The organism is Celeribacter baekdonensis (assembly GCF_003047105.1).
Classification (GTDB): Bacteria; Pseudomonadota; Alphaproteobacteria; order Rhodobacterales; family Rhodobacteraceae; genus Celeribacter; species Celeribacter baekdonensis_B.
This window is the reverse complement of record NZ_CP028475.1, coordinates 853,761-879,865: the sequence shown is the minus strand read 5'-3', so window position 1 is coordinate 879,865 and position 26,105 is coordinate 853,761. Positions and strand designations below refer to the sequence as shown.

The 26,105-nt window shown below is 56.5% G+C and carries 32 protein-coding genes and 1 pseudogene; 26 read left to right on the top strand and 7 right to left on the bottom strand.

Annotation, left to right across the window (positions count from 1 at the left end):
• Positions 1-41 precede the first annotated feature (41 nt).
• The 6 genes from pstC to DA792_RS07785 all read left to right on the top strand — a co-directional run bounded on the left by pstC (position 42) and on the right by DA792_RS07785 (position 6,027).
• Positions 42-1,514: a phosphate ABC transporter permease subunit PstC gene (pstC, locus tag DA792_RS07810; RefSeq protein ID WP_107719458.1), complete on the top strand. Its 1,473-nt coding sequence runs from the start codon at positions 42-44 to the stop codon at positions 1,512-1,514.
• Entirely contained in the window at positions 1,514-2,869 is a 1,356-nt protein-coding gene (gene pstA / locus DA792_RS07805) for a phosphate ABC transporter permease PstA (protein WP_107719457.1), read from the top strand. Before pstC ends, pstA begins: the two co-directional genes overlap by 1 nt.
• A gap of 13 nt (positions 2,870-2,882) precedes the next feature.
• Entirely contained in the window at positions 2,883-3,680 is a 798-nt protein-coding gene (pstB, locus tag DA792_RS07800) for a phosphate ABC transporter ATP-binding protein PstB (protein WP_040402121.1), read from the top strand.
• 11 nt (positions 3,681-3,691) lie between these two features.
• The gene (gene phoU, locus DA792_RS07795; RefSeq protein ID WP_107719456.1) at positions 3,692-4,417 is read left to right on the top strand and encodes a phosphate signaling complex protein PhoU; all 726 of its coding nucleotides are present in this window, start codon (positions 3,692-3,694) and stop codon (positions 4,415-4,417) included.
• Positions 4,417-5,106, top strand: a complete 690-nt coding sequence (phoB, locus tag DA792_RS07790; RefSeq protein ID WP_009571933.1) for a phosphate regulon transcriptional regulator PhoB — start codon at positions 4,417-4,419, stop codon at positions 5,104-5,106. The genes phoU and phoB overlap by 1 nt, the downstream gene beginning before the upstream one ends.
• 255 nt (positions 5,107-5,361) lie before the next feature.
• Positions 5,362-6,027, top strand: a complete 666-nt coding sequence (locus tag DA792_RS07785) for a GntR family transcriptional regulator (RefSeq protein WP_107719455.1) — start codon at positions 5,362-5,364, stop codon at positions 6,025-6,027.
• A 24-nt stretch (positions 6,028-6,051) separates the two neighbouring features.
• On the opposite strand, the gene DA792_RS07780 is transcribed toward DA792_RS07785, so the two are convergent.
• From DA792_RS07780 to DA792_RS07765, 4 genes and pseudogenes are all read right to left on the bottom strand, one after another.
• Positions 6,052-7,479 carry an aldehyde dehydrogenase family protein gene (locus DA792_RS07780; protein ID WP_107719454.1) on the bottom strand — a complete coding sequence of 476 codons (1,428 nt, stop codon included), beginning with the start codon at positions 7,477-7,479 and terminating at the stop codon, positions 6,052-6,054.
• A gap of 23 nt (positions 7,480-7,502) precedes the next feature.
• Positions 7,503-8,804 (bottom strand): NAD(P)/FAD-dependent oxidoreductase, encoded by a 1,302-nt coding sequence (locus DA792_RS07775; RefSeq protein ID WP_107719453.1) that lies wholly within the window; start codon positions 8,802-8,804, stop codon positions 7,503-7,505.
• A gap of 4 nt (positions 8,805-8,808) precedes the next feature.
• The gene (locus tag DA792_RS07770) at positions 8,809-10,200 is read right to left on the bottom strand and encodes an aspartate aminotransferase family protein (RefSeq protein WP_107719452.1); all 1,392 of its coding nucleotides are present in this window, start codon (positions 10,198-10,200) and stop codon (positions 8,809-8,811) included.
• A gap of 325 nt (positions 10,201-10,525) precedes the next feature.
• Positions 10,526-11,641: pseudogene (locus DA792_RS07765) on the bottom strand (winged helix-turn-helix domain-containing protein); the annotation flags it as partial.
• Positions 11,642-12,031: 390 nt separating this feature from the next.
• On the opposite strand from DA792_RS07765, the gene DA792_RS07755 reads away from it, so the two are divergent.
• The 18 genes from DA792_RS07755 (at position 12,032) to DA792_RS07690 (ending at position 20,192) form a co-directional block, all read left to right on the top strand.
• Positions 12,032-12,250 carry a helix-turn-helix domain-containing protein gene (locus DA792_RS07755; protein ID WP_107719449.1) on the top strand — a complete coding sequence of 73 codons (219 nt, stop codon included), beginning with the start codon at positions 12,032-12,034 and terminating at the stop codon, positions 12,248-12,250.
• Entirely contained in the window at positions 12,240-12,836 is a 597-nt protein-coding gene (locus DA792_RS07750) for a helix-turn-helix domain-containing protein (RefSeq protein WP_107719448.1), read from the top strand. Before DA792_RS07755 ends, DA792_RS07750 begins: the two co-directional genes overlap by 11 nt.
• Positions 12,837-13,208: 372 nt before the next feature.
• Positions 13,209-13,367, top strand: a complete 159-nt coding sequence (locus DA792_RS07745; protein WP_159075202.1) for a hypothetical protein — start codon at positions 13,209-13,211, stop codon at positions 13,365-13,367.
• Positions 13,351-13,716, top strand: coding sequence for a hypothetical protein (locus DA792_RS07740; protein ID WP_107719446.1), 366 nt, complete (start codon positions 13,351-13,353; stop codon positions 13,714-13,716). Before DA792_RS07745 ends, DA792_RS07740 begins: the two co-directional genes overlap by 17 nt.
• Positions 13,700-14,281, top strand: a complete 582-nt coding sequence (locus DA792_RS07735) for a hypothetical protein (RefSeq protein WP_107719445.1) — start codon at positions 13,700-13,702, stop codon at positions 14,279-14,281. Before DA792_RS07740 ends, DA792_RS07735 begins: the two co-directional genes overlap by 17 nt.
• Positions 14,278-14,952, top strand: coding sequence for a zonular occludens toxin domain-containing protein (locus DA792_RS07730; RefSeq protein ID WP_107719444.1), 675 nt, complete (start codon positions 14,278-14,280; stop codon positions 14,950-14,952). The genes DA792_RS07735 and DA792_RS07730 overlap by 4 nt, the downstream gene beginning before the upstream one ends.
• A 223-nt stretch (positions 14,953-15,175) precedes the next feature.
• Positions 15,176-15,298 carry a hypothetical protein gene (locus tag DA792_RS23055; protein WP_302666842.1) on the top strand — a complete coding sequence of 41 codons (123 nt, stop codon included), beginning with the start codon at positions 15,176-15,178 and terminating at the stop codon, positions 15,296-15,298.
• Between the two features lie 13 nt (positions 15,299-15,311).
• On the top strand, positions 15,312-16,118 hold the full coding sequence (locus tag DA792_RS07725) for a major capsid protein P2 (RefSeq protein ID WP_107719443.1): 807 nt from the start codon (positions 15,312-15,314) through the stop codon (positions 16,116-16,118).
• A gap of 143 nt (positions 16,119-16,261) precedes the next feature.
• Positions 16,262-16,579, top strand: coding sequence for a hypothetical protein (locus tag DA792_RS07720; RefSeq protein WP_159075201.1), 318 nt, complete (start codon positions 16,262-16,264; stop codon positions 16,577-16,579).
• Positions 16,580-16,764: 185 nt separating this feature from the next.
• The gene (locus tag DA792_RS07715; protein ID WP_159075200.1) at positions 16,765-17,178 is read left to right on the top strand and encodes a hypothetical protein; all 414 of its coding nucleotides are present in this window, start codon (positions 16,765-16,767) and stop codon (positions 17,176-17,178) included.
• The gene (locus DA792_RS07710) at positions 17,175-17,531 is read left to right on the top strand and encodes a hypothetical protein (protein ID WP_159075199.1); all 357 of its coding nucleotides are present in this window, start codon (positions 17,175-17,177) and stop codon (positions 17,529-17,531) included. The genes DA792_RS07715 and DA792_RS07710 overlap by 4 nt, the downstream gene beginning before the upstream one ends.
• 1 nt (position 17,532) lies before the next feature.
• Positions 17,533-18,108, top strand: coding sequence for a hypothetical protein (locus tag DA792_RS07705; protein WP_107719439.1), 576 nt, complete (start codon positions 17,533-17,535; stop codon positions 18,106-18,108).
• On the top strand, positions 18,105-18,629 hold the full coding sequence (locus DA792_RS23050) for a hypothetical protein (protein WP_159075198.1): 525 nt from the start codon (positions 18,105-18,107) through the stop codon (positions 18,627-18,629). The genes DA792_RS07705 and DA792_RS23050 overlap by 4 nt, the downstream gene beginning before the upstream one ends.
• Positions 18,630-18,639: 10 nt before the next feature.
• Positions 18,640-18,810 (top strand): hypothetical protein, encoded by a 171-nt coding sequence (locus tag DA792_RS22190; RefSeq protein WP_159075197.1) that lies wholly within the window; start codon positions 18,640-18,642, stop codon positions 18,808-18,810.
• On the top strand, positions 18,803-19,681 hold the full coding sequence (locus DA792_RS07695) for a hypothetical protein (protein WP_107719437.1): 879 nt from the start codon (positions 18,803-18,805) through the stop codon (positions 19,679-19,681). Before DA792_RS22190 ends, DA792_RS07695 begins: the two co-directional genes overlap by 8 nt.
• Complete coding sequence (locus DA792_RS22185) at positions 19,681-19,857, top strand: hypothetical protein (protein WP_159075196.1); 177 nt, start codon at positions 19,681-19,683, stop codon at positions 19,855-19,857. Before DA792_RS07695 ends, DA792_RS22185 begins: the two co-directional genes overlap by 1 nt.
• Positions 19,858-19,859: 2 nt before the next feature.
• The gene (locus DA792_RS23045; RefSeq protein WP_302666837.1) at positions 19,860-19,991 is read left to right on the top strand and encodes a hypothetical protein; all 132 of its coding nucleotides are present in this window, start codon (positions 19,860-19,862) and stop codon (positions 19,989-19,991) included.
• 15 nt (positions 19,992-20,006) lie between these two features.
• Complete coding sequence (locus tag DA792_RS07690) at positions 20,007-20,192, top strand: Pam3-gp28 family putative phage holin (RefSeq protein WP_107719436.1); 186 nt, start codon at positions 20,007-20,009, stop codon at positions 20,190-20,192.
• 306 nt (positions 20,193-20,498) lie between these two features.
• Here the strand turns inward: DA792_RS07690 and DA792_RS07685 are convergent, their stop codons facing one another.
• Positions 20,499-21,107 (bottom strand): cupin domain-containing protein, encoded by a 609-nt coding sequence (locus DA792_RS07685; protein ID WP_199908137.1) that lies wholly within the window; start codon positions 21,105-21,107, stop codon positions 20,499-20,501.
• Positions 21,108-21,232: 125 nt separating this feature from the next.
• Between DA792_RS07685 and DA792_RS07680 the strand changes: the two genes are divergently transcribed.
• Together DA792_RS07680 and DA792_RS07675 are read left to right on the top strand one after the other, a co-directional pair.
• Complete coding sequence (locus tag DA792_RS07680) at positions 21,233-22,507, top strand: 4-aminobutyrate--2-oxoglutarate transaminase (RefSeq protein ID WP_107719435.1); 1,275 nt, start codon at positions 21,233-21,235, stop codon at positions 22,505-22,507.
• A 1-nt stretch (position 22,508) separates the two neighbouring features.
• Complete coding sequence (locus DA792_RS07675; RefSeq protein ID WP_107719434.1) at positions 22,509-23,963, top strand: NAD-dependent succinate-semialdehyde dehydrogenase; 1,455 nt, start codon at positions 22,509-22,511, stop codon at positions 23,961-23,963.
• A 76-nt stretch (positions 23,964-24,039) separates the two neighbouring features.
• On the opposite strand, the gene DA792_RS07670 is transcribed toward DA792_RS07675, so the two are convergent.
• Positions 24,040-25,089, bottom strand: coding sequence for an ornithine cyclodeaminase (locus DA792_RS07670; protein WP_107722610.1), 1,050 nt, complete (start codon positions 25,087-25,089; stop codon positions 24,040-24,042).
• Positions 25,089-26,018, bottom strand: a complete 930-nt coding sequence (gene rocF, locus DA792_RS07665) for an arginase (RefSeq protein ID WP_107719433.1) — start codon at positions 26,016-26,018, stop codon at positions 25,089-25,091. The genes DA792_RS07670 and rocF overlap by 1 nt, the downstream gene beginning before the upstream one ends.
• Positions 26,019-26,105: the final 87 nt, after the last annotated feature.

Genomic DNA, 26,105 nt, shown 5'->3' with positions numbered 1-26,105 from the left:
CCGCTCTGACCTGTTCTGCAAAATCTGCAAGGAAGCGCCTTATGCCCATTCTGTGGCTTTTCGTTCTGGTTCTGGCCCTTGGCCTTATCGGATTTGTACTTGGGCGCATGCGTGCGCTCAAAGATGCACATGGCGATATTCGTCAGTTGCATTCTTTGCCCAATTATTATGGTGCCAACGTTTTGTTCGCGACATTGATCCCGGGGTTCGCCGTTATGGTGATCTGGTTGATCGCGCAGCCGATGGTGGTTCAAAGCCAAGTGTCCTCGCTGATCCCTGAGCGCGCTTACACGGACGCAGGGTCTTTGAACCTTGTGATGTCGGATGTGCGCCGCGTGGCTGAGGGGCTTGATGTGGCGGTCGCCGAAGGGGCGATGACCCGTGAGCAAGCCCGCGACATTCGCACCGAGTTCACCGATGTGCGCGCCCGTCTTGGCGCGGTCGGTGTGGCGCTTGGGTCGAATGTGGAACCCTATGTTTTGCAAGCCGCACAGAAATATCGCAGCCTCTCGAATGGCGGCCGCTGGTTGATGACCGCGCTGGCCTTGGGCGCGGCTGTGATGGGCTTTGTGCTGTCCTATCTGCGCACCAACAAAGACCAGCGCTCGCGCAATTCGGTCGAAAAGGTGGTTCTTGCGCTGTTGATCGGTGCGGCCTCTATCGCCATTCTCACCACGCTCGGCATCGTGCTGTCGCTGCTCTCCAACACCATCGAGTTTTTCAAACTCTACCCGGCCAAGGATTTCTTTTTCGGGCTCACATGGTCGCCCTCCTTTGGCGGCGGCTCCGAACTTGGCATCCTGCCGCTGTTTTGGGGCACGTTCTACATCTCCTTCATCGCATTGGCAGTGGCCGTTCCGATCGGGTTGTTTGCGGCTGTGTACCTGTCTGAATACGCGGGTCCGAAAGTGCGCGCGATTGCCAAACCGTTGCTGGAAGTGCTCGCGGGCATCCCGACCATCGTTTACGGTCTCTTCGCGTTGCTGACCGTTGGGCCGCTTTTGGTCGATCTGTTTGGTGATGGCGGCGCACTTGGCGTTGAGTGGATGAAAGGCGGCACCGCCGTGATGACCGCGGGTCTGGTGATGGGGGTGATGTTGATCCCCTTCGTCTCCTCGCTTTCGGACGACATCATCAACTCCGTGCCTCAGGCGATGCGCGATGGCTCTTTGGGCCTTGGTGCGACCAAATCCGAAACGGTGAAACAGGTGATTTTGCCTGCCGCATTGCCGGGCATCGTCGGCGCGATCCTTTTGGCCGCCTCGCGCGCCATTGGGGAAACCATGATCGTGGTGCTTGGGGCAGGGGCTGCCGCGCGCCTGTCTGGCAACCCGTTCGAAGCGATGACCACAGTGACCGCCAAAATCGTGTCACAGCTTACAGGCGACGCCGATTTTGCCTCGCCCGAAGCGCTTGTCGCCTTTGCCCTGGGGATGACGCTCTTTGTGATCACCCTCGGGCTTAACATCTTCGCGCTCTACATCGTGCGCAAATACCGGGAGCAGTATGACTAATGTCCGATATGACCGCGAATACGCAACCGACCCCAAAGAGCACCTCCTCGCTCTATGACGAAACCAAACGCACCAAACGGCGCAACCAATCCGAAGCCCGGTTCAAAGCCTATGGCGTGGCCGCCATTTCGGTTGGCTTGTTCTTCCTCGTGGCGCTGCTTGTGGCGATTTTTTCCAACGGCATTCCGGCGTTCAAACAGACGTTCATCACCATTCCGGTGGAGTTGACTGAGTCCGCTTTGGACAAGACCGGCAACCGCGATGTTGCTGAGATGTCAAAAGTCTCGACCTTTGGCTACAAGCCGGTGGTGACCAATGCGTTGATCGCCGCGCTGAAAGACGCAGGGATCGCCATCCCGTTCAAAAAGGAAAAGGACGTTGAAAAACTCCTGTCCTCTTCGGTGGCCGCCCAAGTGCGCGATACGGTTTTGGCCGATCCCTCGCTTGTTGGCACCTCGGTCGAGTTCCGCCTTTTGGCCTCCTCGCGGGTTGATGGCTATTTCAAAGGCCGTGTGACCCGTGATGCATTGGTGCGCGATAAAAACCTCGATGCCGAACATCTCGACATCTCTGATGCGATGGTCAAAGCCGGGTTGATGGCGACCACGTTCAACGCGGATTTCATCTTTGGCTCCGATGCCTCTGAAAGCCGCCCGGAACAGGCCGGGATCGGTGTCTCGATGATGGGCTCTTTGTTCATGATGATCGTGGTGCTTTTGCTGTCGCTGCCCATCGGTGTGGCCACCTCGATCTACCTCGAAGAGTTCGCGCCGCAAAACCGCTTTACCGATCTCATCGAGGTCAACATTTCGAACCTCGCCGCGGTGCCTTCGATCGTGTTCGGTATCCTTGGTCTGGCCGTGTTCATTCAGTTCGCGCAATTGCCGCAATCCGCGCCGCTTGTGGGGGGGTTGGTGTTGACGCTGATGACCTTGCCGACGATCATAATTTCGACCCGCGCCTCATTGAAAGCCGTGCCGCCGTCGATCCGGGACGCCGCTTTGGGGGTCGGGGCGTCGAAAATGCAATCGGTGTTCCACCATGTGTTGCCCTTGGCGATGCCGGGGATTTTGACCGGGACCATCATCGGTCTGGCACAGGCTTTGGGTGAAACCGCACCTTTGTTGCTGATCGGGATGGTGGGCTTTATCGCCTCCAACATGCCCGACGGGATCGCCTCCGGCTTTCTTGATCCGAACTCCGCCATGCCGGCCCAGATTTACGAATGGGCCAAACGTGCCGATCCTGCCTATTATGAACGGGCATGGGGCGGCATCATCATCCTTCTTTTGTTCCTGATGACGATGAACATCATCGCCGTCATTTTGCGCCGCCGCTTTGAGCGTCGCTGGTAATGAGGTCTGAGCCATGAACGATATGCGAATTGTGAAAAGAGACGTGGACATGAACGACACCAAAATCTCAGCCAAAGGCGTACAGGTTTTTTACGGCGACACCCACGCGATCAAAGACGTGGACGTCGAGATCAAAGACAAAACCGTCACCGCCTTTATCGGTCCGTCGGGCTGTGGCAAGTCCACCTTCTTGCGCTGTTTGAACCGGATGAACGACACGATTGATGTCTGTCGCGTGGAGGGCAAGATTTTGCTCGACCAAGAGGACATTTACGACAAACGCGTCGATCCGGTGCAGCTGCGCGCGAAAGTGGGCATGGTGTTCCAAAAACCGAACCCGTTCCCGAAATCCATCTATGACAACGTCGCCTATGGCCCGCGCATTCACGGGCTGGCCGGATCAAAAGCAGATTTGGACGTGATCGTTGAAAAATCCCTGCGCCGTGCGGCGATTTGGGACGAGGTCAAAGATCGCCTTCAGGCCCCCGGAACAGGTCTGTCCGGTGGTCAGCAACAGCGTCTGTGCATCGCCCGGGCTGTGGCGACCGAACCCGAAGTGTTGTTGATGGACGAGCCCTGTTCTGCGCTGGACCCGATTGCCACGCTGCAAGTCGAAGAATTGATTGACGAGCTGCGCGAAAACTTCTCTGTGGTGATCGTGACCCACTCGATGCAACAGGCCGCGCGCGTCAGCCAAAAGACCGCGTTTTTCCACCTTGGCAACCTTGTTGAATACGGCGACACCCAACAAATTTTCACCAACCCCAAAGATGAGCGCACTGAAAGCTACATCACCGGCCGGATCGGCTAAGGGAGATAGAAATGCATAACGATAACAAACATATTGCCTCTGCGTTTGACCGTGATCTGGAGGCCATTCAGGCCCTGATCATGAAAATGGGCGGGTTGGTTGAAGCCAATATCAAAGACGCGGCTCAAGCGCTCGAAGAGCGTGATGTTGAGCTGGCTGAAAAGGTCCGCAAATCCGACAAAGCCATCGACAAGCTGGAAGAGGAAGTGAACGAGGAGGCCGCGCGCCTCATCGCTTTGCGCTCTCCGACGGCCGGTGATTTGCGCACGGTGTTGACGGTGATGAAAATCTCCACCAACTTGGAACGCTGCGGCGATTACGCCAAAAACCTCGCCAAACGCACCGGGGTTTTGGTCAATATGAGCCCGATCACAGGGGCCGCAACCTCGATCCGCCGCATGGCGCGCGAGGTTGAGGAAATGCTCAAACTGGCGCTCGATGCCTATATTCAGCGTGATGTCGGCATGGCCAACGAAGTCCGTCACCGCGACCTCGATGTCGATCAGATGTACAACGCGCTGTTCCGCGAATTCCTCACCTACATGATGGAAGATCCGCGCAACATCACCGCTTGCATGCACCTGCATTTCATCGCCAAAAACATCGAACGCATGGGCGATCACGCCACCTCGATCGCCGAACAGGTGATCTATCTCACCACCGGCGAATTGCCTGAGGATGCGCGTCCGAAAGGCGACATCACCTCGCATAAAATGATGGATGTGGAGGACGAATAATGGCCGCAGATCAACCCCGCGTTCTGGTGGTCGAAGACGAACCCGCACAACGCGAAGTCTTGGCCTATAACCTCGAAGCCGAAGGTTTTGTCGTCTCGAAAGCCGAGAATGGCGATGATGCTCTGTTGTTTGTCGACGAAGATCAGCCAGATATCATCGTGCTTGATTGGATGCTTCCGGGCGTGTCCGGCATCGAGATTTGCCGTCGTTTGAAAACCCGCGCGGACACACGCGATATTCCGGTCATCATGCTCTCCGCCCGCTCCGAAGAGGTGGACCGGGTGCGTGGGTTAGAGACCGGCGCGGATGACTATGTCGTCAAACCCTATTCGGTGATCGAACTGATGGCGCGGGTGCGCACGCAATTGCGGCGCGTGCGTCCGGCGGCGGCGGGACAGGTGTTGGAATTCGAAGACATCCGCCTCGACAGTGAAACCCACCGGGTGACACGTGGCGAAAGCTCGTTGAAACTTGGGCCAACCGAATTCCGGCTGTTGTCCACCTTTATGGAAAAGCCGGGCCGGGTTTGGTCACGCGAACAGCTATTGGATCGGGTTTGGGGCCGCGACATCTATGTCGACACCCGCACCGTCGATGTCCATATCGGCCGGTTGCGCAAAGCTCTGTGCCAATATGGCGGGATTGACCCGGTGCGCACTGTGCGCGGGGCAGGCTACGCGCTCGGCTAATATCCCTGTGGTTTCAAAGATGAAAAATGCACCGCCCTTTGCAAAAGGGGCGGTGTTTTTGATTTGCGCGGTCTGGAACTCTGGCGGCGTGACGCTTTAAACTGATGCGAATATCGGCATCCGACACCCAGCGACCAAAATGCATGCAACACCCTGCCGGTCTTCGCAGGTGACGGCAAAGTTTTGATTCACGTTTTTCGCGAAACACTTTATGGGATCAAGGAAGAGACAGATGCACCGCGAAGGATCAAAACGATGACGGCCATCCAAATCAAGGAACCTGCCCACCTGCGGACCTATCGCGGGATTCGTGATCTGATCCTCTCAGGCGATTTGGTGCCCGGCCAGCCTGTCACCATTCAGGGGCTGATTGACCAGCTTGGGTCCGGCATGACACCCGTGCGTGAGGCCATTCGTCGGCTGACCTCGGAGGGCGCTTTGATTTTTCACGGCAACCGCCGGGTGACGGTGCCGGTGCTGACATTGGCCCAGGTGGATGAGCTGATCTTGGCCCGCTGTAGCTTAGAACCAGAATTGGCGCGCCGCGCAGCCATGAGTATTTCTATGGATGAAATCAAAGCGTTGGAAGAGATAGATGATGCGATTGATGCCTCAATGCGCCAGGGCGACACCCGTGGATACATGATCCACAATCACCGCTTTCATATGGCGCTTTACGCGCCGGCGCAGGCCGAGGTGATCGGTCCCATCGTCGATGCGCTGTGGTTGCGTTCGGCCCCCGCGTTGCGGGTGATGTGCACGCGGTTTGGCACGCAAAACCTGCCGGATATGCATATGGCCGCCATTGCCGCGCTGCGGATGCGTGACGCGGATGCGGTGGCCGAAGCGATCCGTTCGGATGTGTTGCAAGGCATGGAAAATGTACGCGCCATCCTGTCGGACGGCGCGTCATTGGTGTAGATGCGGCTTAGGTGAAACCTGAATTTAGACGGATACGGCCTTGATTTCACAGAAATCTTCGATCCCATAGGCGCCGCCTTCACGACCATTGCCCGACAATTTATAGCCGCCAAACGGTGAGCCATAGGAGATGTCTGAGCCATTAAGATGTACCATGCCCGCACGAATCTCGCGCGCCATGGCCATCCCGCGGGCCTCATCACCGGCTTGGATATAAGCGGCCAAACCATAGGGTGTGTCATTGGCGATGCGCACGGCGTCTGCGTCATCTTCATAAGAAATCATCACCAAGACCGGGCCAAACACCTCTTCTTGGGCGATGCGCATATCATTGGTCACCTCGCCAAACACCGTCGGACGACAGAAATAGCCCCGGTTAAAGCCTTCGGGACGACCAAGACCGCCCGCAACCACGCGCGCGCCATCCTCAATCCCGACCTGAATCAGGCTTTGTACCCGGTCATATTGCATTTGCGACACCAGCGGGCCGATGTGGGAGCCGGGCTGGGACGGCAATCCCACCGTGGTGGCCTCAGCCGCCTCTTTGGCGATCTCCATTGCCGCTTCATATTGGCTTGCGGGCACCAACATCCGCGTCGGGGCGTTGCAGCTTTGGCCAGTGTTTTGGAAACAATGGCGCACACCGCGTTTGACTGCCGCGTCCAAATCGCAATCGTCCAACAGAATGTTGGGGGATTTACCACCAAGCTCAAGAGTCACCCGTTTGATCGTCGGAGCAGCGGCTTTGGAGATTTCCACACCCGCACGGGTCGAACCGGTAAAGGACACCATCGCCACATCCGGGTGGCTGGAAATCGCGGCACCGACATTTGGTCCATCACCGTTCACGAGATTGAACACGCCCGCGGGCACACCGGCTTGTTCCAAAATCTCCGCGTAAAGCAGCGCGTTCATCGGTGTCAGTTCGGAGGGTTTGAGCACCATCGTGCAACCTGCGGCAATCGCCGGAATGACCTTGAGCGCGATTTGGTTGATCGGCCAGTTCCACGGCGTGATGAACCCACACACGCCAATCGGTTCATGGAGGATCAAATCACCAACGCTATTTTTATGCTCAAATTCAAAGGCTTCAAGCGCCTTAACCACCCCATCCAAATGACCAATACCGACCGCAGCTTGCGCACGTTCCGAGAGCGAAATCGGCGCCCCCATTTCCTCGGAAATTGCTTGGGCCATCTCGTCATAGCGGGCTTGGTAGGCGCCACGGATCGCGGCCAAAAGCTCCAAACGCTCCGCTTTTGTGGTGCGTGAAAAAGAGGGGAAGGCGGCCTTGGCCGCTGCCACCGCAGCGTCCACATCGGCCGCGTTGCCCATAGCGACAGAGGCAAACACCTCCTCGGTGGCGGGGTTGATCACATCAAGAGTTTCACGACCTTTGGGTTCCCCCCATTGGCCGCCGATAAAGAAGCGATCTGTTTTCAAGTGCGTCATGTGAGCCTCATACCTGTTGGAATTTATATTTTGTCACGCAGTGCGTACCATGTCATTGCCGCCACCAAGAGCGGTGTGCGCAGTTTTGCCCCGCCCGGAAACCCCGGAGTGGGCAAGTGGTCCATCACATCAAACCGAGCGGCCTGACCGCCGATGGCCTCAGCCGCGATTTTACCAGCGAGGGTTGCCAGTGCCACGCCTTGACCAGAAAACCCGGCGATAGAGAGGGCAGAGGGGCCAAGGCGATCAAAATGCGGCAGGCGCGACATGGTAATGCCCAATGTGCCGCCCCAAGCGTACTCAAATTTGGCTGATTTGAGCTGGGGAAACACCTCCACCATCGGCCCGCGCACCTTGGCGCGCAGGTCAGATGGGAATTTGTATCCATAGCTTTCACCACCGCCAAAGATCATCCGATTGTCCTCAGACAGGCGGAAGTAATTGATCACAAAGCGGCTGTCCGCCACGGCATAGCGATTTGGGATCAAGCGATTGGCCAGATCGTGGGGCAGGGGCTCTGTCACCGCGATGAAGTTGTTGATCGGCATCACGCGTTGGCTGACGGCGGGCAACAGATTGTTGTGATAGCCGTTGAGCGCCATGATCAAATGATCAGCGTCAATCACTGCCGCCTCGGTGTGAACCCGCGGTTTTGCCGCTGTGTCGAGTTTGGTGACGCGCGAGGTTTCATAGATCCGCACGCCTGCCGCCGTCGCCAAACGGGCCAAGGCAAAAGCATAGCGCAGCGGGTGAAGGTGCCCCGATCCCATGTCCAGAGAGCCGGAATGATAGCCGGGGCTGCCGACTTCGTGGCGGATGTCATCGCGCGTGAGGTAGCGGATTTTGTCATAGCCATAAGTGTGGTTGAGATGCGCGACATGGGCCTGGGAATGCGCGCCATACCGCGCCCGGTGATTGGCGTGGATCACACCATCGGTCCACCCACACTCATCGCCATCTTCATGGATCAACGCCTTGACCAGATCGACCGCCTCAGACCCCATATCCCAAAGCACACGGGCCGTGTCTAACCCGACCCGTTTTTCCAGGTCGCCCTGTTCCAACCGCTGCCCGGTGGAGACCTGACCGCCATTGCGGCCAGAGGCACCAGAGCCGACACGCGAGGCCTCCAACAGCACCACATCCAATCCCTGACGGGCCAGATGCAGCGCCGCAGACAGCCCACCATAGCCACCGCCAACGACACAGACATCGGCCTTGATCGCGCCTTCGGCCACAGGGTAGGGACCGGGCGCTTTGGCGGTGGCGGCGTAAAAGGACCGGGCGTGTTGGCCGGGGGTGTCGTTGATGGTGAGAATGTCCATGAGACTAGGCTGAAACGTTCAGCCCCTCCGCGTTAAGATGGGCCAAAGTTTCATCCAAGGAACGACGCGCGCGCTCAACCAGCGTGTCGATTTCCGCCTTGGTGATGACCAAAGGCGGCGAGATCACCATCCGGTCGCCAACATGGCGCATGATCAGATTGTTGGCAAAGCAGCGTTCGCGGCAATAATAGCCAACAGTGCCGGCGGGGCTGGCAAATTTGGCACGGGTGGCTTTGTTCGGGGTCAGGGCGATGGACCCCATGAGACCGACAATTTTGGCCTCGCCCACAAGCGGGTGATCGGCAAGCGCTTCCCATTTTTCTTTCAGATAGGGCGCGATGTCAGACCCCGCACGCTCAACAATGCCGTCCTCATCCAACAGGCGCAGGTTTTCAAGCGCCACGGCACAGGCCACCGGATGTCCGGCATAGGTATAGCCATGGGCAAATTCGTCAGCCTCATTGAGCGTGTTGAAAATCTCAGTGGAAACGATGGACGCGCCCAAAGGGATATAGCCCGAGGTGATGCCCTTGGCGCAGGTCATGATGTCGGGGGTGATGCCCATGGTTTGACAACCAAACCAGTTGCCAGTGCGGCCAAAGCCAGTGATCACTTCGTCGGCGACCAACAAGATGCCGTATTGTTTACAAATGCGTTGAATTTCAGGCCAGTAGGTGGCGGGAGGCACGATCACGCCGCCAGCGCCCTGGATCGGTTCAGCGATAAACGCCGCGACCTTATCGGCCCCAAGCTCAAGGATTTTCGCCTCCAATTGACGAGCGCGTTCAAGGCCGAAGTCTTCGGGGCTCATGTCGCCGCCTTCGGACCACCAGTCGGGTTGATCAATATGCACGATGCCGGGGATCGGCAGGCCGCCCTGAGCGTGCATGCCCTTCATCCCGCCCAGTGAGGCCGCGCCCATGGTCGAGCCGTGGTAGCCATTCCAACGCGAAATCACGATAGACCGTTCAGGTTGGCCTTTGGCGGCCCAATAATGGCGCACCATGCGCAGGTTTGTGTCGTTGGAATCCGAACCGGAGCCGTTGAAAAACACATGATTCAAATCGCCCGGCGCAAGCTCGGCCAGACGTTTGGCCAACATGATTGCGGGCACAGTCGAGGTTTGAAAAAAGGTGTTATAGAAGGGCAGTTGTTGCATCTGGCGCGCCGCAGCGTCGACCAATTCCTGACGGCCGTACCCGATATTAACGCACCACAGACCAGCCATGGCATCAAGGATCACTTCGCCTTCGCTGTCGGTCAACCACACGCCCTGGGCGGAGGTGATGATCCGCGCGCCTTTTTGGGCCAACTCCGCACCTTGCGTAAACGGATGCATATGATGCGCCGCGTCAAGAGCTTGGAGGTCCGCGGTGGGGAGGTGATTGTCGGTCATGCGCTCAGAGTCCTTTATGAATGTCGCCGGATCAGTGTGGCGAGGTCGGGATACGGCGGCGACGCAACGCACTATTGATCGACGCGGCAACGGTGTCGGCCCAAGCCAACATGCCGTCACAGCCGAACATCGAACGTGCTGCGAAAACACCGAAAACATGTGCTCCAAAAGCCTGTGACTTTCGACGCAAGAAAACTTGCGGAAAAATATGATCAAATTATTCGAGAGGTCAAGCCTTGTCCGCCATCCGGGGGATGATTTCGAAATTTCATGCGCTCTGGCAACGCCAACGCACCGTGTCCAGATCCGCCAAACGCGCAAACTTTGCGAGTTCCGTGTTCAACCTGTCTGTGCGCGTCTTGGACGGGGCAATGCCCGGTTCCTGCCAATGGTTGAGCACGTTCAAGGTTTTGGAGGATCTGTCCGCTTTGATCTCAATACGCGCAACAAATCTATGCCCATCCAAGACGGGAAAGACATAATATCCCCATTGACGTTTTGCGGCAGGGACAAACATTTCCACAGTGTAATCAAAGCCGAACAAGCGCTTTAGGCGGACACGGTCGCGGATCGCCGGATCAAACGGGTTGAGAATGCGCAAACGCGTGGCGGGCTTTAGGGCGCTCAGACGGGCTTCAATATCGGCGCAGGCCCAGACTTTGGACCACGTGCCATCGGCGGCCTGCACCTCAGCCGGAACCAAGGCATTGGTGTGCTGCTCGGCCCATTTTGACACCTCAGAGGCCTCTGTGGCGTCCCAGAATTTTCGGATGTCCGTCAGCGTACCAAACCCGATCCGCTCCAGCGCCGCGTGACACAGCCAGTCGATTTGCTCCTGATCCGCAAGCTGAACAGCCCGAAGATCCGGCGGAAACACCCGTTCAGCGAGGTCATAAAACTTTGTGAACCCGTCGCGATGACTGGTGGCAAGCTCACCCGAATACCAAAGATAATCCAGCGCCTTTTTATGCGGCGGACGTTTCCACATTTCTTTTGGCCCATCGACGCGGGTGTCAAAGTCACGGGTGGACAGCGGGCCTTCGTCTGCGATGCGGCGCATCAGCGTGTCCAGAAAATCCGCGTTGAGCGCATCTCCGTACCACGAAGATCGTCCGACTTTTTCTTTCATTCTGCGAAATTGACGCTGCCACATTGGCAAAAAGGCCATCGGCAGGATAGAGGCATCATGAGTGAAGTGTTCAAACACCTGACGATCTGTCGCAAGCAAGCCGTCCAAAACGGGTTCGCGATAGGTTTGATCGCGGCTCCAAAGGATATGGTGATGGGCGCGGGAGACCACTTGAATGGTATCGAGTTGAACAAACCCCAAGGATCGGATCAAAGCCAGCGTCTCAAGATCACAGCGTGGCGGTGCAGATAAGCCGTGCGCCGCAAGCCAAAGACGTCTGGCATCACGATTTGAAATCTTCAGCTGAGGCATAGGCGGCTTGGCATGGCGTTTTCAGATATCTCGTTGGCTTGCATCAGGGATGACGGTCTCAACGACGTTTTGCAAGACCTGAGCGCATGGCGCGAGAATGCACAATGGCGACGCAACAGGGCGGCCGAGGGGAAGGCAACGGATAAAGAGAAATCACCCAAATGGCGTTCATTTTTGAGGATGTCAATTAATCCTATAATTGGTATTACTTCCAACGACTAAAACCCCCTGCGGGGCAGGGGGTTAAGGTAAAAAGCTGACGCCTACTAGCCGAAGCCCTATGATCAACCAAGGGCAGGAGATTGGCGCTCCCGAGGGATTAGCAAGCGGTCAAGCCTGCAACACAGTGATTCTGGTTATAAACCCGATTAGACCCTAACGCAAAGAAAAATGGCTAAAGGCAAGTTCATTACAGAATTTGAGCGCGATGTGATCCGCATCGGCTATGCAAAAGGCATCAAGGCCCCGCAGATCGCGCGCTTTCTGAAACGCGGCAAAGTCGTTGTCTACAACCATATCAAGGCAATGGAAGGGGACGGAACGATTGGCGCGCTACCAATGTGCTTTATGTGCGATGAAATAGCGGAGGCTATCCGCAATGCGCAGTGATGGAGCAAAAAAGCCATATGGCAGGAAGTACGAACGGGCTGTAATTCAGGAGGCGCGCAGACATGGGTTTAAAGGTTATTCAATCTCAGTTCTAACGGCCCTTTTATCGTTTAGAAACTACGACACAGGTCAAGCTCGACCCGGCAAGAAAATTCTCCGGGAATTGACCGGAGCAAGCAAAAACACAATGGACAAGCACCTAAAGGCACTGCGGGATGCCGGGTTGATTGTGGCAATCGCTTACGAAAACGGAGGACATGGAAGCGCAACTGTTTACGGCTTCGGGCTTCCGGCATGGTCTGGATATGAACAAAACAACCACCCCAAAAAAGAACAACAACCACCCCAAAAGACGGAAACTACCACCCCAAAAAATGGGGCCGCAACAGAAAGAACAATAAGAACAGGGAATAAGGCCGGGGCTAGTCGCCCCGATGGGGATAAAGTGCGGGCTGATATGTCTGAGGCGCAATTGACAAGCTGGCTCTATGATCGAGCCACGAAGCCGAGGAACGCCACCTACGGCGAAGTGAGGGGGAGGCGCGGCGCATTTGCTCTGAAATGGAGCATGGTGCGGATGTGGTAGCGCCTTGGGGTGAGCCTGTGGCCGTGGATCGGTGCGCAGGTGAACAGAACTAAAACGGGGGGTGAACGCCTGAGAACATGAGCGCGGGGTAGGGGGATCAATATGCGATCGGCACCGGAGGGGCAGGGTAGAGAGCACAGGAAACCCCAAAAATCGGGGGCTGTGGAGCGATTGGATTGATTTGTGAGTGTATGTAGCCAAAACGCCTTAGAGCGCCTGTAGCGGCCTTCTGAGGCGTTTTTTGATTTATGGGATTCACACACAATTTAGAATGATTATAAATTAGCTACCTAAGGTTGCGAGATTAGCGATTTTGGGGGTGAAAATTCTAAATAGGAAAATCTGAAAATGAACTTCAAGGACCGGGCAAAGATGCTTAGGGCGCGCGCCGCTGATGCGAAGGCCGCGCCACTATTTGAGCGCGCCAAAATGGCGGGCGATTTGGTGGACGATGTGACGGGGTTCCTTGTGGACCTCTCGGCGCGTGTCGATGAACTCGCGAAAGGGGGCGATCATGGCAACGCCTCTTAAACGACAATTCGAATTAGAACCGGGAACGGTTTTGGGCACATGCAAGTGTTTTTCATGCGGCCAAAAGGTCCAGATCACCGCGAGCAAGACGGGTATGGCAATTTACAACTGCTATTATCCGCAGGGCGACACGGCCACGCCGTGCAATGCACATTTTCGGTGGGGTGGCGTTGCCAGTCGCGACATGCGGCGCAGTTACCTAGTTAAAGCGGGCGAAATTCAACCTACCAAGGTATCTAAGCCCGCCATGGTCCCGGCCAATGAAAACCGCGCGCCGAGCGCCAACGAAAATGGCGCGCCGAACGAGCCGAAAAAGAGCGGGGGAATGTTGAATGAATACGGGCTTTGAGAACGGCGAAAGCGGAGAAATCGAAATCCACCCAGAAGCCGCACACATGGCAAATTTGATTGTCGATGAAATCGAAGACGATCACGGGGCAAATGGCGTTTACACCGCCGAAGAAGCCGAGGACATGGCCTCTCAGATCGAAGGCGCGCCGGATCGTATGAGCCGAGAGGCGTTTTATGCGCTTTGGGAAACCTCTTTCAACCTCCCTGCAATGATGTTGCCAGACCTGAAACCGCTGGCAATCACATCGGAAAAAAAGCCCGCCTCAGATGAAGCCGCAGATGCGGCTTATGATCTGATCGAAATGCACTTTCCAAGCCTGTTGCTTTCGACAAATGACACATTCGGAGCCATTGCCCGCATGTTGCCATTTATGATCCTGCAAGCCGGGGCTGTGCGCGCAATCCTGATCGAGCGCCGCCGCGCCAAAATTGAGGCTATGCGGCCAGTCAATAAACAAACCGAACCGCAGTTCAAAACACGCCGAGAGGCCGAGCCAGAGGCGGCAAACAAAAACGCCGCGCCGGGGCCTGTTGATTGGATGGATGCGGAGGAGGCCGCATGAGTTCCAAAAGCAACGCGGGCCGGGTAGGGGTCTGGGGTGCGTCTGGCTCTGGGAAATCCGCCTACACAAAGCAACGTATCGCCCAGCTAAAGCGCGTGGTTATGTTCGATCCTTTGGCCGAGTATGAGAACGCGAAAGCCGTTTCTCGCTTTATTGACGTTCAACGCGAAATCGCCCGAAACTGGCTTGGCTTCCGGGTGTCATATCGCCCCAGCATGGGGGCCGAAATGGAAGCGCTTGACAGATTGAGCGCCTTCCTGCTGCGGGTTCAGAAGCCGTTTAAGGACGGAAAACCGGGGCGCAATTTAACGCTTGTGGTTGAAGAAATGAATACGGCTTTTCCGGTATCAGGCGGCGCGCGCAATTGCCGAAACTTTGCTGAGATTTGTTCTCGCGGTCGCCATTATGGGATCGAAGTCATAGGCGTGTCTCAGCGTTTGGCCGAGGTTGAAACCCGGTTTCGTGGAAATTGCACTGAGACAGTTGTTTTCCGCCAAAAGGGGCCGCGAGACAAGACAGCGGCGGCGGCAGAGATTGGATGTAATCCTAATGACCTACCTAGGGAAAATCTGCACTATCTGCATGAAAAAAACGGCCTAGTAAGTAAGGGTAAGGTGACGTTTGCGGCCAACTCGAACCGCGCGCCGAGCGCCAAGAAAAAGAGGGCCTAAGCCAAAAAAAGCACGGCCTTATCCCTAGGTAATAGGGCTAGGTTTAACACCCAAAATATTCGTCCCTAATAAGGCTCCTGTTCTCAACTGAAACAGGGGCCTTTCTCTTGGCAAATTCTCTCACTCATACGGTCGCCGCTTCGGTCATTTCTGGCCTAATCGTCTTCTATTTGACACGCCAATTTATGAGCGCCCCGCAAACTAAAAACGGGGTTATGGCCTGATGAAAAAGACCGATCTTAAATTGGTGGCAATCGTCACCACGTCCGTCATGCTGGCGGGCTTTGTCATGGCGCAGCTTTCTGACATCGAAATTGTCAAAACCGCTCGCAACGGCTTCAACTAAGGGGGCCGCTGACATGCGCACCAACAAAAAAATGCCGACACCGCTTGGCATCGGCGCGGGTCAAACCGCATCTGTCCAGCTTCCGCTTGGCCTCACCTATCACATGTTCAACATTCGTATGAATGTTCAAATGGCAGGTTCTCCCGCTGATGTACCGATTTCCAAATGGGGCGACTATCTCGAAGAAATCCGTCTGATCGTGAACGGTGACACCCGCATTCAGATTGACGCGGGCGATCTGGTCAAGCTGAACAAGTTCTACGGCATCGAATTGACCGCTGGCGTGTTGCCTTTGTTCCTCTCGCGGCCTTGGATGCGTACGCCGGGCGGCGAGGATCAAACCTCTTACGGCACGGCGGGCGGCATGGCCTCTTTCGCGCTTGAAATGGACATTGCCGAAGGCGTGACCGTCAACAGCCTTAACGTCTATGCCAAGCAGTCGGCGGGAACGCCTTTTGGGCCGCATTTGCGCATTCAAAAGTTTGTCCACAACCAAGGTGTGATCGGTGAGGCCGAAATCGCGGATATTCCGCGCGGTGCATATGCACTTGGCGCGCTGCATGTCACCACGGATCAAATCGGCGTTGCCGAGGTGAACGTGGATAACCGCAAGGTGATGGACGGTGACAAGGCCACCCGCGAAGCCAATGCGCGCTATTCCAAGCGTGTCCCGCAAGCTGGTCTGACGCATATCGATTTCACCGAGGAAAACCGCATTTCCGAAACTTTGCCGATGGCCGTTTCTGACTTCCGCCTCAAACTCGATTTTGCCACGACCGGGAATTTCTCGATCTACGCCGAGAGCATTCGCGGGGCCTGATCAATCGCCGCGCCGATCTGGCGCGGCCTCAATTTTGAAAGGGGGCAAATATGGCTCTTACATTTGGTGACTCTGTACCGTCTGTTTCAAGCGCAGGCCCATCACGAAATCTTTCATACGGGACCGCAAACAGCGGCTTTTCGGTGACTGATTGGCTTTTCGGTTCGTCGTCAAGCGGTCCCGGCTATTCGTCTGGCGTTCCGATTGTCGGAACCTCTGGCGAGTATGTGGACGCGCTGGCGGCGGCGGGTGTGAATACCACACAAATGGATGGCACCACGGGCTTTGCATCGGCGCTTTCTGGCCTTGCAAGCGCGGTTCTGGGGTCCATGGGCGCACAGGATGACACGCCTCAATACACGCAGGTTTCGGCGGGCAAGCAGGTCGCGGGGTTTGACGTGCGCACCATCGCTATTTTTGGCGTGATCGGCGCTGCGATCTACTACTTGGCCAAAAAGTAAGGGGGGCGAAATGGCAGGTGAAGCAGCGGCAGCGGGGGGCATCCCCGGCCTACAGCTTTCGGCGGGACCGTCTCAGGCTTCCGGGTCATCCGGGGCACAACTTCAACAGGGGCCTTTATGTTCAAATCGGCAGACAAGACGCTTTGGCAACAGGTTTTCCCTTTCGCTCTTTTGGGGGTCACAGCGTGGCTGATTTGGAAAAAGTGACATTCACTCTCGGGCGGTGGTCAGAGGATGCGGCGGACGATCTCCGCCGCATCGCAGACGTGACCGAACGCGATTTGAAAATCTACCGTGACGCGGTGTCGATCGGGCGCTTTCAACTGTGGGAAATCCATGAGGAGGGTCGGCGCGTTGGGACACTCATTTGGTCGGTTCTTAAGGAGCCGGATGGCGTCACTTTTGTGATCAACGCGGCGGCTGTGAAGGGGCCGACGAAGTCCGATGTAACGGCGGCTATCACAACCGCCTTTGTTGACTTCGCCCGCGCCTCTGGGGCGCGCTCTGTGCTGGCTTGGACCGAGCGGGAAGGGCTGATGCGCAAACTTGAGCGGCAGCACGGCGCACGGCGCAAATATGTGATGGAGGTGACACTGTGAGCAGTTCCAAAAGCAGCACAGCGACAAGTCAAAGCACGTCTGACAACCGAGTTGCCGGAGACAACGGCGCAATCGGTGTGTCAGGTGGCGGGGATGTGTCAGTTCATATGGTTGCCGACGAGGCTTTTGAAATGGGGATCGAAGCGCTTCAGGAAATGCGCGATCTGGCCGCAAATGCGATCTATTCGAGCGATAGCGCCGCACAAATGGTTGGTGACACTCTGGCCGGGGCCATGACTGCCCAGCTTGAGGCGCTCAAAACCGAAGAGGGACAACTGTCCTCGCAAATCATCAAAATTGGCATTCCAGCGGCGGCAATCGCCTATGCCGTGTCGCAAATCTGGGGGAAATAAGATGGCAGCTCCAACATATGCAACACGCACTTACACTGTCCCGGCAGGTGGTTCGCTCCAAATTGCGCGCATGTCTGATTTTCTGACAGCACTTGAAGCGTCGGCACCGTTCAAGGTGTCTTTTGACAACCAACCGCGCACAGACTTTGAAGCGGGCCTAACATACAACACTGAGAACGGCTTTCAGCTTGTTGAAATCATCAACGAAGATGTAACCGCGCTGACCGTAAAACTCGGTTTTGGCCGGGGCGACATCAAAGACAGCCGCCTCACTCTTGGCGCGGCGACAATCAACACGCGTGAAAGTGTTCCTAACAATATTGATTTTCAAAAAACCACTATTGTGGGTGGGTCTATTGTGAACATTCCATACGATGCAAATCGCTATGAAATCCTCATTCGGCGTGTTGATACAGGAGCCGCAAATCTGGTGATTCAAAAGGACGGGGGCACTGGTGGTCGATCGTTCAGCATTGAAAACGGAGATATTCTGTCATTCAAAACCAGCGCGGGGTTTGAAATGAAATCATACGCTGGTCCGTCATCTGTCGAAATCATCACAACAGGGTGGGCATGATGCAGCTTTCAAAGGCACCTTTCACGCGCCTAGCGCCCGAAACCATCACATCATCTATGACATGGACCAAGCCGCAGCGCTTGCGGGATACGGACCTTTTGCAAGTCGAATTGTGGGGCGGTGGCGGTGGTGGCGGTGATGAAAGTCACGGTCAGGGCGGTAGCTATTCCGTCGAAATTTTCACCGCCGCAGAAATCCCGGCCACTGTTGAAATTGAAGTTGGTTCGGGTGGCAATGGCGATGGATATGGAACAGGTGGTCCGGGTGGAAATACGTCATTTGGGGCCCTGTTTTACGCGCCCGGAGGTCTTCCTGGGCGTGATCGCGTCGGACCTGATCCCGCATATAGCTTATCCGCGACAGAAGTCGGCTCAATGCCCGGAAAACCGGCGTTTAAGGCTGGCGGTGGTGGCAATGGCGGAACATCGCAATTCGCAGGCGGCGCAGGCGCATTTCCGGCAGGTGGCGGATTGTTTGAGGGCGCCGGGGCAGCCGGACAAGTGAAAATCAAATATCTCTAAGGAGGCACAAATGCAGTTTGCAAAAATCGTGGGCGGCGTGGTCGCAAACATCATCGAAATCAACAGCGACGAAATCCCGGTTTATGTACCGGCTGAGAGCGCGAAAATCGGTGATCTCTATCAGGGCGGTGAGTTTGTCACCCCTGTTCCTATTGTTGATGCGGGGGCGGAAAATGTCTGATCTTTTCGGCGCTTTGATCGTGGGCGGCGCTATGGCTGGCGGCGCATATCTGTGGAGCCAAAACAAGGCCAAGCAGCAAGAGGTTTATGAGATTGTCCCGGCCTCATATCCGGCCAAAAACGACACCAAAGACGCGATTTTGGGCTGGGGCTTGGAGACGCTTTTCGGCGCACTCACCGGGTCCAGCACGTCCGGCGCATCGGCTGGCGGCTCTGGCGCTACGGCTGGCGGTTCTACGGCGTCTCAGGGCAGCGCAGGTGCATCATCTGGCAGCGGGTTTTTGGGCGATCTATTGGGGAGCCTATTGGGCACCTCTGGCGGGGCAGCGTCCTATTCTGGCGGTGTGTCCGTAGCACCGAATGCAAGCGCAATCTTGGCTCTGATCCGCCGCGCAGAAGCGCCGCAGGGATACAATTCTGTTTACTATGGTTCGAAAATCCAACCGCCGCGCCCGATCACCACAATGACCGTGGCAGAGGTGATTGACTATCAGACGCGCAGCGTAGCGGCGGGATCTGCATCGTCGGCGGTCGGCGGTTATCAGTTTATCAAAAAGACGCTTTCCGGGCTGGTCGGGTCTGCGGTTCAATCCGGCGAGATTTTCGGAGCCGCGGCTCAGGATCGGGCCGCAATGGCGCTTTTGCGTCGGCGCGGGTTTGACCGCTGGGCGGCGGGGTCTCTTTCTGACGCTCAGTTTGCTCAAAACCTTTCTCAGGAATGGGCCGGATTGCCCGCGTTCACACGCGACAAACGGGGCCGCACAGCGACGGGGCAAAGCTACTATGCGGGCGATGGTCTGAACGCCGCAACCGTGTCTCAGGCACAGGTTTTGGCGGCTCTGGGGGCCTCTGGTTCTGGGGGTTATGCATAATGCCGTTGATTATCTGGGGCGGTGTCGCCTTGGCAGGGGTCTATGGGATCGGATGGGCCGCAAAAGAGGGCGGCGAGGCGATGGACAGCACCGCCAACGCTCTCAAATGGGCTGCGATCGCCGGGGGCGTCTATGTTGCCTACAGCGCGGCTAAATCGGCGGGGGTGATCAAGTGATTTTGGATTGGTCTAACGCGCTCGATCTGGGGCAATTCGCCGTTTTGGGCGGCATTTTCTACCGCTTGGGCGGTCTCACCAAGGCGCACGACGACTTTACCGCGCGCCTTGGCAAACTCGAAACCAAAGCATAAAAAGGGGGAACCAACATGCTGAAAAGTCTCATTATTTCTCAATTTGCAGGACCGATTATCCGCCACGGTGCAACCGTTGTGGGGGGCTATCTGATCGCCCAAGGCTGGGCCGATGAAAGCACAGCCGGGGAAATCGTCGGCGGTCTGGTGGCCGCTGGTGGTTTGATCATGTCTTGGGCCGACAAGGCAATTCGCGTTTAAAGTCAGTTGTTTAGTTCAGATACATGAAGCGCCGCGCGAGAAATCGGGCGGCGTTTTTCTTATGAACTGCTCGATGTTAGCCAGGACGAGCTGAAGAAAGTTGTTGAAAGTTCATAAGAAAATAAGCAATAAGCGAAGCCAGAAGATGCAGCAAACGAAAGGTGCGATAAGGTCTAAATCGGAAAGTCTTATAATTGGTATTATGTATAATTAATGCCTAAGATCACCCATGAACATTGAGGGATAAACCATTGCGGTGACGCATAAAATACACATTTTTATGAATGGCATCCACTGTCATGCAACTCAGAATGTCGGCGGTGTACACGCGCTGAACATCACGCAAGGCTCCGGCCCAACCTGACGAAACCGATGCGGTGTGCGGCTGTCGAAATAATAGGCATCGCCAGGCCCAAGAATTTTACGTTCTTCGCCAACCGTGATCTCGATGCGACCAGAGATCACAATCCCACCTTCTTCCGCCTCATGGCCATACATCACGCGCCCTGTATCCGCGCCCGGTTGATAGGTTTCCTTTAGCAACATCATCGCGCGCCCAAACAACGTCGATCCCACCTGTTTGAGCGACAGCTTGCCTTTGCCGATCTCCACAAGATCCTCAGCCGCATAGAAAATCTGCCGTTCGGGATCAGGTTCAAAGGTAAAAAATTCCGACATCCGCACCGGGATGCCATCCAAAATTTTGCGCAACGCACCGACCGAAGGATTCATTTTACCGGACTCAATCAAGGAGATCGTAGAATTGGGCACGCCGACCTTTTTGGCCAATGCCCGCTGCGACAGCCCGGCACGATCGCGCAACACACGCAACCGATGCCCAAGCGCCAAATCCTCCTGAACGCCGGAATGAGGTTGATGGTGAGTCGCGGAGACTTGGGTGTTGGAGGTGTTCATTATATCCAAACTTTTGATTCAAGACCCTGTGATTATAAGGACTTAAAAACAGAAAGAAACAGACTATTGCGATATTCAAATCCCGCATAGCGTATCTTTAAACACAGATGTGAAAGGCTGTTTCCATGACCAATTCCGAGCTTGCCACCCGCCGCGTCAACGCCCTTGCCCGTGGCGTCGGCGTTATGACCGATCATTTCGCTGCCCGCGCGCTCAATGCTGAAGTCTGGGACGAAGATGGCAATCGTTTGATCGACTTCGCCGCTGGCATCGCCGTGGTCAACACTGGTCACCGCCACCCGAAAGTGATCGAAGCCGTCACCGCACAGCTCGGTGCCTTCACCCACACCTGTCACCAAGTTTTGCCCTACGCGCCCTATGTACGCTTGGCCGAACGGCTGAATGAAAAAGTGCCGGGGGATTTCGCTAAGAAATCCATTTTCATCACCACTGGCGCGGAAGCCGTTGAAAACGCAATCAAAGTGGCACGCGCCTACACCAAACGCGATGCCGTCATCGCCTTTGGCGGCGGCTTCCATGGCCGCACCTTTATGGGCATGTCCCTGACCGGTAAAGTCGTGCCCTATAAGGTTGGTTTTGGTGCGATGATGCCCGACGTGTTCCACGTCCCCTACCCCTGCGCCCTGCATGGCGTCTCTGTCGACGACACGTTTGCCGCGATCGAAGCCCTGTTCAAAGCCGATCTCGACCCGGCCCGCGTCGCGGCCGCGATTTTCGAGCCGGTCCAGGGCGAAGGCGGCTTTTATCCGGCACCTGCCGAATTCGTCACCCGCCTGCGCGCGCTTTGTGATGCCCATGGCATCGTGATGATCGCCGATGAGGTCCAAACCGGCTTTGCCCGCACCGGCAACCTGTTCGCGATGGAGCAATATGACGTGGCCGCCGACATCACGACCATGGCCAAAGGTCTGGGCGGCGGTTTCCCGATCTCTGCGGTCACCGGCCGCGCCGAAATGATGGACGCGGCTGCCCCCGGCGGTTTGGGCGGCACTTACGGCGGCAACCCGTTGGGCATTGCTGCGGGCAACGCGGTTTTGGATGTGATCGAGAGCGAGGGCCTGTGTGATCGTGCCGAAATGCTCGGGGCCAAACTCAAATCCACCTTGGCCGAGATCCAAAAAACCACCCCGGAACTGGCGGACATTCGCGGTCCGGGCTTTATGGTCGCTGCCGAATTCCTCACCGCCGATGGCAAACCAAACCCGGAACTGACCGGCAAAATCCGTCTGGAAGCCTTGACCCGCGGGTTGCTATTGCTCACCTGTGGCGTCTATGGAAACGTCATCCGCTTCCTCGCACCGCTCACCATCGAAGAGAGTGTGTTTGATGAAGCCATGACCCTTTTGACTGAGGCGGTCGCTGCCGCCAGAAAGGCCTAAGATGCGCGATCTGAAAGATCCAAGCTTGTTTGAAACCCGCGCCTATGTGAATGGCGTCTGGATTGAAGGCAAAGCAAAATTCCCGGTGGAGAACCCCTCCACCGGCGAGATCATCGCTCATGTCACCGACATGTCCGCCGAAGACGTCAGCATGGCGATCGACGCGGCTTATGCGGCCAAACGTGCCTGGGCGGCCAAAACCGGTAAAGACCGATCTGCGATCCTGCGCAAACTCTTTGATCTCATGGTGGAAAATGCCGACGATCTGGCCACGATCCTGACCATGGAAATGGGCAAACCTTGGGCCGAGGCGCGGGGCGAAATCCTTTATGGGGCCTCCTATATCGAATGGTTCGCGGAAGAGGCCAAACGCGTCTACGGCGATCTCATCCCCGGCGCGCAAGCCGACAAACGCATGGTGATCATCAAGCAACCCGTGGGCGTTGTTGGTGCCATCACGCCGTGGAACTTCCCCAATGCGATGCTGGCGCGCAAAATGGCCCCGGCTCTCGCTGTTGGCTGTACCATGGTGGCGCGCCCGTCCGAATTCACACCGCTGTCCGCCATCGCTTTGGCCGTTTTGGCCGAACGCGCGGGCGTGCCTGCAGGTGTGTTTAACGTGTTGCCGGGGCTCGATGCTTCGGGCATGGGGGGCGAGCTGTGTGCCAACCCAAAAGTCGCCAAGATCACCTTCACCGGATCGACCCGCGTCGGCAAAATCCTGATGCGTCAAGGGGCCGAGACGATCAAGAAACTGTCGATGGAACTCGGCGGCAACGCGCCGTTCATCGTCTTTGATGATGCCGATCTGGATGCCGCCGTCGAAGGCGCGATGTTGGCGAAATTCCGCAACAATGGCCAGACCTGTGTATGCGCCAACCGCATCTACGTTCAGGCCGGTGTTTATGACGCCTTTGCCGAGAAACTCAGTGCGGCGTTGGGCACCCTGTCGCTGGGCGACGGCTTTGCCGAAGGCGTGAACACCGGGCCGCTGATCAACGCCGCCGCCGTCGCGAAAGTCGAAGATCACATTGCCGATGCGGTCGCCAAAGGCGCGGAAGTCGTCATGGGCGGCTCGCGCTCCAACTTGGGCCGGACCTTCTTTGAACCGACTTTGATCAAGGGCGTCACCCAACAGATGAAAGTCGCGACCGAAGAGACTTTCGGCCCACTCGCGCCCTTGGTGAAATTCGACACGGAAGACGAAGCGGTCAGCTTTGCCAATGCCTCCGAATTCGGTCTGGCCGGGTATTTTTACACCCGCGACCTGAACCGCGCTTGGCGTGTCGGTGAAGCGCTTGAAACCGGCATGGTCGGCATCAACACCGGCGTGATTTCCACCGAGATGGCACCGTTTGGCGGCGTCAAACAATCCGGCATGGGCCGTGAAGGGTCGAAATACGGCTGTGACGACTATCTTGAAATCAAGAACATGTGCTTTGGTGGCTTGTCCTAAACAGCCCCGAAGCTCTTGAAACACAAAACCTCCCGCAAGTCTCTGCGGGAGGTTTTTTATCAGCCTCTTATCCGGCTTATCCGGCGCGGGTGAGCATCCCGAACAGATCACGCGGATCATCCGGGTCGGCCAAAAGATCAAGCGGTTCGGAAAATTCTGTCCCGGCCACTTTATCGCGCACGAACCGCAGAGCGGAAAAATCCTCAATTGCAAAGCCGACACTGTCAAACAGCGTCAATTGATTGGCATCTGTGCGTCCCGGCACCTCGCCGCGCATCACCTGCCACAGTTCCGTGACCGGATGATCCGCCGAAAGTTGCTGAATCTCACCCTCAATCCGGGTTTGCTCCGGGTATTCGACAAAAATCTGCGCCCGCGTCAGGATGTCTTGGTGCAGCTCCGTTTTGCCCGGACAATCGCCGCCAATGGCGTTGATGTGCTGACCACGCCCAACCATATTGTCCGTTAGGATCGTCGCGCATTGTTTGTCGGCGGTGCAGGTGGTGATCACATCCGCGCCCTCAACAGCCTCTTGGGCGGAAGAACAGGCCATGATTTCAAACCCCTGCCCCGTTAAGTTGCGCTTGGCCTTGGCCGTGGCCGCCGGGTCGATGTCATAAAGCCGCAAGGTGGTGATGCCACAAAGCGCGCGAAAGGCCAGCGCCTGAAATTCGCACTGTGCGCCATTGCCGATCATCGCCATCACCGACGCCCCTTTCGGAGCCAAATAGCGCCCAACAAGTGCCGATGTCGCCGCCGTGCGCAGCGCGGTGAGCAGCGTCATTTCTGTGAGCAACACCGGGTATCCATTTGAAACCGAAGACAAAACCCCAAAGGCCGTGACGGTCTGAAAGCCCTCTTTCATATTCTTCGGGTGGCCATTGACGTATTTGAAACCATAAAGCTCCGCATCCGCCGTCGGCATCAATTCGATCACGCCCTCTCGCGAATGCGAGGCGACACGCGGGGTTTTGTCGAACTCCGGCCAGCGCTTGAAATCCTCCTCGATATAGGCGGCCAAGTCCGACAAGAACCGATCGACGCCAAGACTGTGCACAAGGCGCATCATATTGGCGACAGAGACAAAAGGAACATAAGCCAATTCAGAGGGTTGCGGCATATTCATCATCCAAAACTCCGGGTCATACGGTCCAAAACGCGGCGTCCAAACAGGCTGGCCGTCAAATCACACAACAGCTTTGCCGTGCGCCCGCGTTCATCCAAAAACGGGTTCAATTCCACAAGGTCAAGCGAGGTCACAAGGCCAGAGTCACAGAGCGTTTCCATGATCAAATGCGCCTCGCGAAAGGTCGCTCCGCCCGGCACGGTGGTGCCGACGGCGGGGGCAATGGCAGGGTCGAGAAAATCGACATCAAAGCTGACGTGCAACATGCCCTTGCTTGCGGCCACCCGGTCCAAAAATCCGCGCAAAGGCGCTAAGACTCCGGTCTCATCAATCGCACGCATGTCATGAACTTCGATGCCTAAGGCGCTGATTCTATTTCGTTCTGCCTCATCGACCGAACGAATGCCCATCAGACAGAGGTTTTCAACCGGAACGGACACCGCGAGCTTTGGGTAGGCGTCAAACCCCGCTTGTCCAGTGTAATAGGCCATCGGCGTGCCATGCAAATTGCCGCTCTCAGTGCTGTCCAGCGTGTGTAAATCCGGGTGGGCATCGAGCCAGAGCACAAACAAAGGACGGCCCTGCTCCGCCGCATACCGCGCAAGACCCGGCACAGTGCCCGCAGCCATCGAATGATCGCCACCCATGAAAATTGGTAGGTCATAGTCTTTGGCGGCGGCATATGCGGCGGGTTCCAATGCCTCGATCCACGCGATCGTATCGGACAGGTTATGCACGGCAGGGTTGGCATGGGGCACAGGCGGTTGTGGCGCGACCTGCACATCGCCCAAATCCTCCACCGTCCAGCCCAAAGAGCGGATCGTGCGGGCCAATCCGGCGGTGCGTAGGCTCGCCGGTCCCATCAAACAACCGGGCTGCGAGGCGCCGGTTTCAACCGGAGCGCCGAGAATCGAACAGGTGCGTGTCATGGCTTTTCCTTTGGTTTTGATAAGGATGCACGAGAGAGATGACAAAATGTACTGACTTATTGATCATATGGACTATATTATTGGTCA